Below are 8,096 nucleotides of genomic sequence, written 5' to 3'. Positions count from 1 at the left end.
GCCACCATCGCCTCCGCGACGGCCTTCCTCTACGCAGCCGCCGCCATGGTTCTTATCCGCCGCATCGCGCGAGCGTCATGAGTTCCGGGACGGACTCTCAAGGCCTGTTTTTTCAACGTGCCCCGCCGCGTTCAAGCTCACCAAGCGCTTAATAAGAGCTTGGAAGAGCATTTCGGCGCCACGCGTTGTTTTATGAAGATATACATTAGGATACAGATGAAAAAGCGCTAGCACATAGCTCTCTGCGGTTTGAACCGCCTTCGGACCAAGAACCAAAGTCTCAATACTGCCAGATCCAGTCTCGTCCGCCCCGGTCGAAACCTCCGCGACCTCAAGATTTGCCAGAAGCCAAGTGGGATCAACGCTGCTGCTTTGCACGCCGGTCATCATTCGATCGCGCTGCATATAATCTAATCTATCAGCATCGAATTGGCTTGAGACAATCGATCCATAAAGATCTGATGGAGTATCTTGAGCAATTAGATCAGCCACATTTTCGGAAAAACCTTTTCCGAAGGATTTATCCAGAACATGCGTTATCTCGCTGTCTCTTATCAGGCGTTGGCTAACTTCCTCATGTCGCGCCATCGGCCATTTAAACTCCTTCCCAATAGCTTCGAAGGCATGACTGAACATTCCATGCCCGACGTCATGGAGGAGCGCCGCAGCTAGAGCATGACGAGCTTGATGGTCCTTAAATTGCTGCTGATGGGCATCAACATACCTTCGAATGACCCCCATAAGGAGACGCGCCATATGAAACACGCCGATACTGTGTGCAAATCGCGTATGCGTTGCCCCGGGGAAAACAAATTCCGAGAAACCCAGCTGTTTGATACGACGAAGCCTCTGGAACGGCGGTGTTTGTATTAACCTCCAGAGTGTTTCTTCGAACTGATCCGTCCCGAATTCAATGAGATTATGAATGGGATCACGTATTCTTTGAGGCTTTGGTTTGGCCATCAGCGACCCGACGCTAGAAGAAAAGCAGCACGCCCAACTGCTGCCGTGTGCTGAGAATCGTTCCTCGAATGGCTTGAGAATGCACTGAAGTTATTGTGCCGCCAAGCCTCGCTTATTTCTTTCTCCCTCCTCCGGCAAAATGACGCCTCATCGTTAAAGCGAGGACGAGCAACGTTCTGGCCTGCACACAGCCGTGGTGCCTTGCCTCTATCGTCGCGACATCCCCTCACCAGCCACTCGGAGCGACCTTATCTCCTTCAAGAGAAGATAGAGCGTCACGGCTTCTTCTCCTTCACAGGCTCACCACAAACTTATCCCCGCCCGCAAAACCTCCCGTACAATCCCCTCGCCCATCACCCATACGGGGCGGCCGTCCGGAGGTATGCCAGAGGCTGGGTGAGGGTCGGCGCCTGCGGGCGGGGGTTACGCCCCGCTCCCGGGAGGCTTCGGGGCACCGCCCTGGGGGCAATACGACCCCTGTGCGAGGAGCTCGCTAGATGGACGGCCCGCCAAGGCGCCGCCCTGCTCGAACACCGGCGCGACCACCCGTTGAGGGGCACTGGCGCCGGCCGGAGCGGGAGGACAGGCAGGCCAACCGCAGAAGCGCGGCCCGGAGACTTGAAGAAGCCGAAGGCGGAGCGCCACGGGGCGTGCGGATGAGGATTCATCCGCGCCGCTTCCTGGCTCAATGGAAGCGGAATACCAACGCGCCTCGCGGCGCTCCGCCAGCCCCGTATTCTGAAGCGCCCGCAGGCAGGCCTGCGGGCGGGGTTTGGCGCGTGGGTGCTTTCTTCCTTCTCCCCTCGGGGGAGAAGGTGGCAGCGCGGAGCGCTGACGGATGAGGGCCCGCCACGCAGGGCGAGCGGCGGGCGACTCACCCGGTCGAACCGCCCTCATCCCCCTGCCGGGACCTTCTCCCCCGAGGGGAGAAGGAGGCTGGTTGCGCCCTTGCGTCGCACGGCATTGTGAGGGTCTTGTTTACGCCTTGTTAAACCGCTCTTGGACATCCCTGCGATGCAAACAGGAGATGACTCGATGATCAGACTGGCCCCTCTCGCGGCGCTCAGCCTTCTTTCGGTCACGGTCCCGGCTTTCGCCGCCCCGGCGCAGCCGCTCGGCCAGTTCAAGCAGTGGAACGCCGCCGCCTATGACGGCGATAAAGGCAAGCGTTGCTATATCGTCTCCTCGCCGAGTGCCGAGACACCTGCGACCTTGCGTCATGGCGATGTGTTCTTCTTCGTGCAGACCGCGCCGAACGCGCAAGCCGGCACCGAGTCGAGCTTCCAGACCGGCTATGATTTCGCCAAGGATTCGACCGTCACCGTGACGATCGGCGACGACAGCTTCCGCATGCTGACCTCGGGCAACAATGCCTGGCTGCAGCGGCTGGAGCGCGAGGGCGAACTGCTCGCGGCGATGAAGGCTGGCGACGAGATGGTGCTGGCGGCGCGCTCGGCCCGCGGCAACGAGACCAGCTACACCTTCTCGCTCGACGGCGTGACCGCGGCCTCGCGGCTGCTGGAGAACTGCCGCTGACAAAGGACGTCATTCTCGGGCGGAGCGCAGCGCAGACCCGAGAATCTCGTGACGAGAAGGCGCCATGAGGAGCCTTCTCCGGCCTGAGATGCTCGGGTCCAGCCCGAGCATGACGAAGGCGGATCACCCCGCGCGCGGCGCGAGGATCGCCGCCCGCAGCAAGAGATAGAGCAGCAAACCGTTGAGCAGGTGCCAGCCCCAGTGCAGGCCGAAGGGGACGGCGCCGCACAGCACGGAATCGAGCGAGCGGAACGTCAGGGACAGCGCGAAGACGAGGCCGGCGAGAGCGATCCGCGCCGCCGTCACAGCATCACCGCGCAGCCGCACCGCCAGCGCGACGCCGGCAAGGCCGATCATGAAGCCGGCATAGCCGGCCGAGCCGCGCATGCCGGCCGGCAGCAGGGATGAGAGCCCCGCGGCGAGGCCGAAGCAGGCGGCCAGGAAGAGCAGCGCGCCGAGCGCCGCGGCCAACGGCGACAGGCCAAGGAAGCGGCTGAGCGCCAGACCGAAATAGCAGAGGGCGAAGAGCTGGATCGGCACGACGTCGGCCAGCAAGGTCCAGCGCTGCGGCATGGTGTGGAACAGGAAGGAGCCGACGCCGATGACCGCGACCAGCATCGTCAGCGCTTCGGCCGGCCGGTCGCGACGGCTTGCCCGACGCAGGAGACGCCATGCCATCAGCGCCGCCAGCAGGAAGGCGGCATTGCTCACCGCATTGAGCGGCTCGGCCCAGAAGGCACCACTCAGCCTCTCGCAATAGCTCGAGCCCTGCATGCCCTGCCCCGCGCCTGTCCAAGTCGTCGAATCGCCCCGCTGGCGCCGTGTGCAACCATGGCATCCCTCGGCAAAACCGGCGTGACTGTCGCCGAATCCACCCGTGATGAACAGGGCGTTGCGCATCGCCTCGCCTCGGCTATCAATGGTGCAGTGCAAATCGCATGGCGAGATGCAGCGATCCTGCACGAAATGGCGGCACCCCACGGATCATGACGCCGGCCCGCGCTATGCTGCCTAAAATATAGGCCCAAATGTCACTGTTCTGTCTCAATCGTTAAGCGCTCTGCGCGGGTCTGGAGCTGTTTCCAAACGATCCCTTAATTTGTCATGCGTACACAGCATAACAGAGCTGACGCCGCGCCCCTGTGAGAAGCACACCGACCTCTCTATATGCAGTGCACAACGAATTCATCGCTGTCGGGGCGAAACCCCGCAAAACCAAAAGGTTATCACCATGTTCCTGTCCATGATCGCTTCCAAGATCCGCGCCTATCTTCGCTATCGCGAGACCGTCCGCGAGCTGTCCCGCCTCACCGACCGTGAGCTCGACGATCTCGGCCTGTCGCGCTCGGACATCCAGTACGTCGCCCGCACTCACGCGACCGCCTGATTTCAAACCGCTCAGGTTTGACGAGTAGTTTCTCCTAGACCCCGCGTTCCTCCCCTCGGGGTCTGGTCGAAGAGCGAATGCCCGCTTACGAGCGGGCATTTTGCGTTTCCGGGTTCTGTTTCGTCCCAATACCCTTGACCTCGGACGCTGCCGCGGACACATCGCGGCTATGACAGCATCCACCATGATCGCGCCCATCCATGTCGTCGGCGGCGGCCTGGCCGGTTCGGAAGCCGCCTGGCAGATCGCCGAGGCCGGCGTTCCCGTCGTCCTGCACGAAATGCGTCCGGTGCGCGGCACCGACGCCCACAAGACGGAAGGGCTGGCCGAGCTGGTCTGCTCGAACTCGTTCCGCTCGGACGATTCGTCCTCCAATGCCGTCGGGCAATTGCATTGGGAGATGCGCCGGCTCGGCTCGCTGATCATGGCCAAGGGCGATGCGCATCAGGTTCCGGCCGGGGGAGCGCTCGCGGTCGACCGCGACGGCTTCTCGCAAGCGGTCACCGCCGCGCTCGAAGCCCATCCAAACGTCACGATCGAACGCGGCGAGATCGCCGGCCTGCCGCCGGCGGAATGGGACAAGGTCATCGTCGCGACCGGGCCCCTGACTTCGCCGGCGCTGGCAGAGGGCATCCGCTCGCTGACCGGGGCGAGCGATCTCGCCTTCTTCGACGCGATTGCCCCGATCGTCCATTTCGATTCGATCGACATGGATATCGCCTGGTTCCAGTCGCGCTACGACAAGGCCGGGCCGGGCGGCACCGGCGCCGACTACATCAATTGCCCGCTCGACCGCGACCAGTACGAGGCCTTCATCGACGCGCTGCTGGCGGCGGAGAAGACCGAGTTCAAGGAATGGGAGGGCACGCCCTATTTCGACGGCTGTCTGCCGATCGAGGTGATGGCCGAGCGCGGCCGCGAGACCTTGCGCTGGGGACCAATGAAGCCGGTCGGGCTGACCAATAAGCACAACCCGACGGTCAAGGCCTATGCCGTCGTCCAGCTGCGCCAGGATAATGCGCTGGGCACGCTGTTCAACATGACGGGCTTCCAGACCAAGCTGAAATATGGCGAGCAGGCCGCAATCTTCCGGATGATCCCCGGCCTGGAGAATGCCGAATTCGCCCGGCTCGGCGGCATCCATCGCAACACCTATCTCAATTCTCCGGAGCTGCTCGATCCGCAACTGCGATTGAAGGCCGATCCGCGCCTGCGCTTCGCCGGGCAGATCACCGGCTGCGAGGGCTATGTCGAGAGCGCCGCCATCGGCCTGCTGACCGGCCGGCTCGCCGCCGCCGAACGGCTCGGCCGGCCGCTCGAACTGCCGCCGGCGACGACCGCCCTGGGGGCGCTGGTCAACCACATCACCGGCGGCCACATCGTCACCATCGACGAGGGGCCGCGCTCCTTCCAGCCGATGAACATCAATTTCGGCTTGTTCCCGCCGATTGAGGGCGTCGCGACGACGGGTCCGGACGGCAAGCGCCTGAAGGGGCCGGCCAAAAGCGTCGCCCGCAAGCAGGCGCTGACGGCGCGGGCGAAGGTCGAGCTGGACGGGTGGGTTGGGGCTAAGAGCGTCGAGGCGGCGGAGTAACTGCAGTCATTCTCGGGCGGAGCGAAGCGCAGACCCGAGAATCTCATGACAAGAAGGCACCGATCAGAGCCTCCTTCTGCCTGAGATGCTCGGGTCAAGCCCGAGCATGACGCGCTGCTCTGCTACGCCCGCGCCGCGCGCCAGAGCGTCCATTGCCGCCGCAGCGGCGAGAGGCTGATGATTGTCCGATAGGGATCGTAGCCGCGCCGCTCCATTTGCCTGAGATAAGGCTCGACCAGCGCGACAGGCAGGAAGGCCGGCCGGATCGCCGCCGGCACGGTGGCGGAAAGATCGTTGAGCTTGCGCAGATGGATGCGCGCCAGCGCCCGCATCTCCTTTAGCGAATAGATCAGGCCAGGGCCGCCGCGCCCGCGCACGATGTCCTCGCGGGTGACGCCGTTGCGGCTGAGCAGGTCGGCCGGCAGATAGACTTGGCCGCGCGCCGCATGCCAGGGGAAGGCGCGCATCAGCCCGCAGAGCGCATAGGCGACGCCGGCATGGCCGGCGGCGGTCGCACCGCCGGGATCGCGGCCCTGCGCCAGCACGAGGCAAGCGAGGCGGATCAGCGCGCTCGAGGTCTCGCCAGCATAGCCTTCGAGATCGGCGAGCGCGGGCATGGGATCGTCATAGAGATCGAAGACACGCGCCTCGATCAGACCCGAGAGCGGGCCGATCGGCAAACGGAAGCGCCTGACGGTGTCGAGCAGCGCCTGCGCCACCGGATGGCCCGGCGCGGGCGCATCGGGACCGGCTTCGAGCACGTCGCGCCACCATTGCAGGCGGACCTCGCCCGGCAGCGGCTCGCTGACCTGCTCGCGCACACGGGCGATCTCATGGCTGAAGGCATAGAGGGCGAACAGGCCGGGCCTGAGCGCCTCGGGCGCATAGAGCGAGGCGATATAGCGGTCCGGATCATGCTCGCGCACCAGCGCCAGGCAATGGCCATAGGCCTGGGAGAGCGGCCCCGGCGCAGTGCCGGCGCGGTCCTCGGTTTTCGTGGTCATGCACCCTCCCCGCTCCCGCCGCCACGCGGGTCGAAGCGCCGGCAGTGTAGGCCGGGTCGGCTGGCTTGGCTACGCGGGAGCGGCATGGCTGATTGGATTTGATCGATGCTCGTCATTCTCGGGCGGAGCGAAGCGCAGACCCGAGAATCTCTGGGCCAGAGGTACTAACCGGAGCCTCTTCGGGCCTGAGATGCTCGGGTCAAGCCCGAGCATGACGCCTTCACTCCACCGCGATCAGCGCCGCGGCAACGCGCCGCTCCTCGCCGACGAGGACGTTGTAGGTGCGCGCGGCGGCAGGCGTCGCCATCGCCTCGACAGTGATGCCGGCGGCCTTGAACGGATCGCGCAAGGACGGCGGCAGGAAAGCGATGTCGTGGCCGATGCCGAGGATCAGGAAGTCGATCGTCTCGGCCTCGTCGAGGACCGGCTGCAGGCTTTCCAGCGTGACCTCAGCGAAAGAGCTCACCGGCCAGATCCGGATGCCTGAGGGCGTCGCCAGAATCGAGCCGCGATGGCTCATATCCGCAAACCGGAATCCGCCGGCGCCGAAGGCGTCGAGCTGGTAGCGACCGGGGACGAAACCGTCGAAGCGACGCTCGGCCATCAGCGTATGGCTCGGAAAAGTGGGAACCGGTTTTCCGACAAAGCCGTGCGCAAAATCAAGGACTTCAGACCCGCGCCTTGGCTTCCGCCAGTTCCTCGCTCTGGTCGAGGCGGCCGGCGCGGACGTCGAGATAGAGCAGCACCGGCGTCGAGACGAACATCGCCGAATAGGTGCAGACCATCACGCCGAAGAGCATGACGAGCGCAAAGCCCTCGATCGCCGTGCCGCCGAAGAAGACCAGCGCGACCAGCGCGAGGATGGTCGTGGTCGAGGTGATCGCGGTGCGCGACAGGGTCGAGTTGACCGAAAGGTCGAGCAGCTCGGGAATCGGCATGGTCTTGTAGCGGCGCAGCAGTTCGCGCGTGCGGTCGAACACCACGACGGTCTCGTTCAGCGAGTAACCCACGATGGTCAGGATCGCCGCGATCGAGGTCAGGTTGAATTCGAGCTGCGTGATCAGGAAGAAGCCCATGGTCAGCACGATGTCGTGCATGGTGCCGACGATCGCGCCGATGGCGAGCTGCATCTCGAAACGGAACCAGAGATAGACCAGCACGCCGACGATCGCGAGCACGACGCCGAGCGTGCCGGCCTGGACCAGCTCGCCGGAGACGCGCGGGCCGACCGTCTCGACTCGGCGGAACTCGTAGTTCGTCGAGAAGGCCTCGCGCGCCTTCGTCACCACCGCCTGCTGGGCGACCTCGCCGCCGGGCTGCAGCGCAAAGCGCATCGAGAGATCACCGGCGCTGCCGAATTCCTGGACCTCGACTTCGCCGAAGCCGAAGCTGTTGGCGGTCTGGCGCACCTGGGCGATGTCGGGCTTGCCGCTCTTGGCCTGCATCTCCATCAGCGTGCCGCCGCGGAAATCGATGCCGAAATTGAGGCCGACCGTCAGGAACAGCACCAGCACGAGCACCGAATAGGCGGCCGAGAACGGATAGGCCAGGCGCCGCCAGTGGACGATGCGGAACTTGGTATTGTCGGGAACGATGCGAAGCAGGCGCATGG

At 64.3% G+C, this 8,096-nt stretch carries 8 protein-coding genes; 3 read left to right on the top strand and 5 right to left on the bottom strand.

Features of this window, described 5'->3' with window-relative positions; translation table 11 throughout:
- Window positions 1–75: 75 nt before the first annotated feature.
- Window positions 76–963: an HD domain-containing protein gene (locus tag ACFPOB_RS23555; protein ID WP_377800800.1), complete on the bottom strand. Its 888-nt coding sequence runs from the start codon at window positions 961–963 to the stop codon at window positions 76–78.
- Window positions 964–1,998: 1,035 nt separating this feature from the next.
- Here ACFPOB_RS23555 and ACFPOB_RS23550 point away from each other — a divergent pair.
- On the top strand, window positions 1,999–2,499 hold the full coding sequence (locus ACFPOB_RS23550) for an invasion associated locus B family protein (RefSeq protein WP_377006516.1): 501 nt from the start codon (window positions 1,999–2,001) through the stop codon (window positions 2,497–2,499).
- A gap of 123 nt (window positions 2,500–2,622) precedes the next feature.
- Here the strand turns inward: ACFPOB_RS23550 and ACFPOB_RS23545 are convergent, their stop codons facing one another.
- Complete coding sequence (locus tag ACFPOB_RS23545) at window positions 2,623–3,273, bottom strand: ceramidase domain-containing protein (protein WP_377800799.1); 651 nt, start codon at window positions 3,271–3,273, stop codon at window positions 2,623–2,625.
- A 457-nt stretch (window positions 3,274–3,730) separates the two neighbouring features.
- Between ACFPOB_RS23545 and ACFPOB_RS23540 the strand changes: the two genes are divergently transcribed.
- Window positions 3,731–3,886, top strand: a complete 156-nt coding sequence (locus ACFPOB_RS23540) for a DUF1127 domain-containing protein (protein WP_092157112.1) — start codon at window positions 3,731–3,733, stop codon at window positions 3,884–3,886.
- 184 nt (window positions 3,887–4,070) lie between these two features.
- Window positions 4,071–5,480, top strand: a complete 1,410-nt coding sequence (gene trmFO / locus ACFPOB_RS23535; RefSeq protein WP_377800798.1) for a methylenetetrahydrofolate--tRNA-(uracil(54)-C(5))-methyltransferase (FADH(2)-oxidizing) TrmFO — start codon at window positions 4,071–4,073, stop codon at window positions 5,478–5,480.
- A 122-nt stretch (window positions 5,481–5,602) separates the two neighbouring features.
- Here trmFO and ACFPOB_RS23530 read toward each other — a convergent pair whose 3' ends face one another.
- From ACFPOB_RS23530 to secF, 3 genes are all read right to left on the bottom strand, one after another.
- Entirely contained in the window at window positions 5,603–6,484 is an 882-nt protein-coding gene (locus ACFPOB_RS23530; RefSeq protein ID WP_377800797.1) for a phytoene/squalene synthase family protein, read from the bottom strand.
- A 220-nt stretch (window positions 6,485–6,704) separates the two neighbouring features.
- Window positions 6,705–7,088 (bottom strand): Mth938-like domain-containing protein, encoded by a 384-nt coding sequence (locus ACFPOB_RS23525; RefSeq protein ID WP_377800796.1) that lies wholly within the window; start codon window positions 7,086–7,088, stop codon window positions 6,705–6,707.
- Window positions 7,089–7,152: 64 nt separating this feature from the next.
- Window positions 7,153–8,094: a protein translocase subunit SecF gene (gene secF / locus ACFPOB_RS23520; protein ID WP_377800795.1), complete on the bottom strand. Its 942-nt coding sequence runs from the start codon at window positions 8,092–8,094 to the stop codon at window positions 7,153–7,155.
- Between the last annotated feature and the right edge of the window lie 2 nt (window positions 8,095–8,096).

The organism is Allobosea eneae (assembly GCF_042657265.1).
Classification (GTDB): domain Bacteria; phylum Pseudomonadota; class Alphaproteobacteria; order Rhizobiales; family Beijerinckiaceae; genus Allobosea; species Allobosea eneae.
The sequence above is the reverse complement of the archived record's forward strand: the minus strand, read 5'-3'. Positions and strand labels throughout refer to the sequence as shown.

Coding starts and splice junctions, on each gene's coding strand:
- secF (WP_377800795.1), bottom strand. CDS start 8,094: ATGCGCCTGCTTCGCATCGTTCCCGACAATACCAAGTTCCGCATCGTC.
- ACFPOB_RS23525 (WP_377800796.1), bottom strand. CDS start 7,088: ATGGCCGAGCGTCGCTTCGACGGTTTCGTCCCCGGTCGCTACCAGCTC.
- ACFPOB_RS23545 (WP_377800799.1), bottom strand. CDS start 3,273: ATGCAGGGCTCGAGCTATTGCGAGAGGCTGAGTGGTGCCTTCTGGGCC.
- trmFO (WP_377800798.1), top strand. CDS start 4,071: ATGATCGCGCCCATCCATGTCGTCGGCGGCGGCCTGGCCGGTTCGGAA.
- ACFPOB_RS23530 (WP_377800797.1), bottom strand. CDS start 6,484: ATGACCACGAAAACCGAGGACCGCGCCGGCACTGCGCCGGGGCCGCTC.
- ACFPOB_RS23550 (WP_377006516.1), top strand. CDS start 1,999: ATGATCAGACTGGCCCCTCTCGCGGCGCTCAGCCTTCTTTCGGTCACG.
- ACFPOB_RS23555 (WP_377800800.1), bottom strand. CDS start 963: ATGGCCAAACCAAAGCCTCAAAGAATACGTGATCCCATTCATAATCTC.
- ACFPOB_RS23540 (WP_092157112.1), top strand. CDS start 3,731: ATGTTCCTGTCCATGATCGCTTCCAAGATCCGCGCCTATCTTCGCTAT.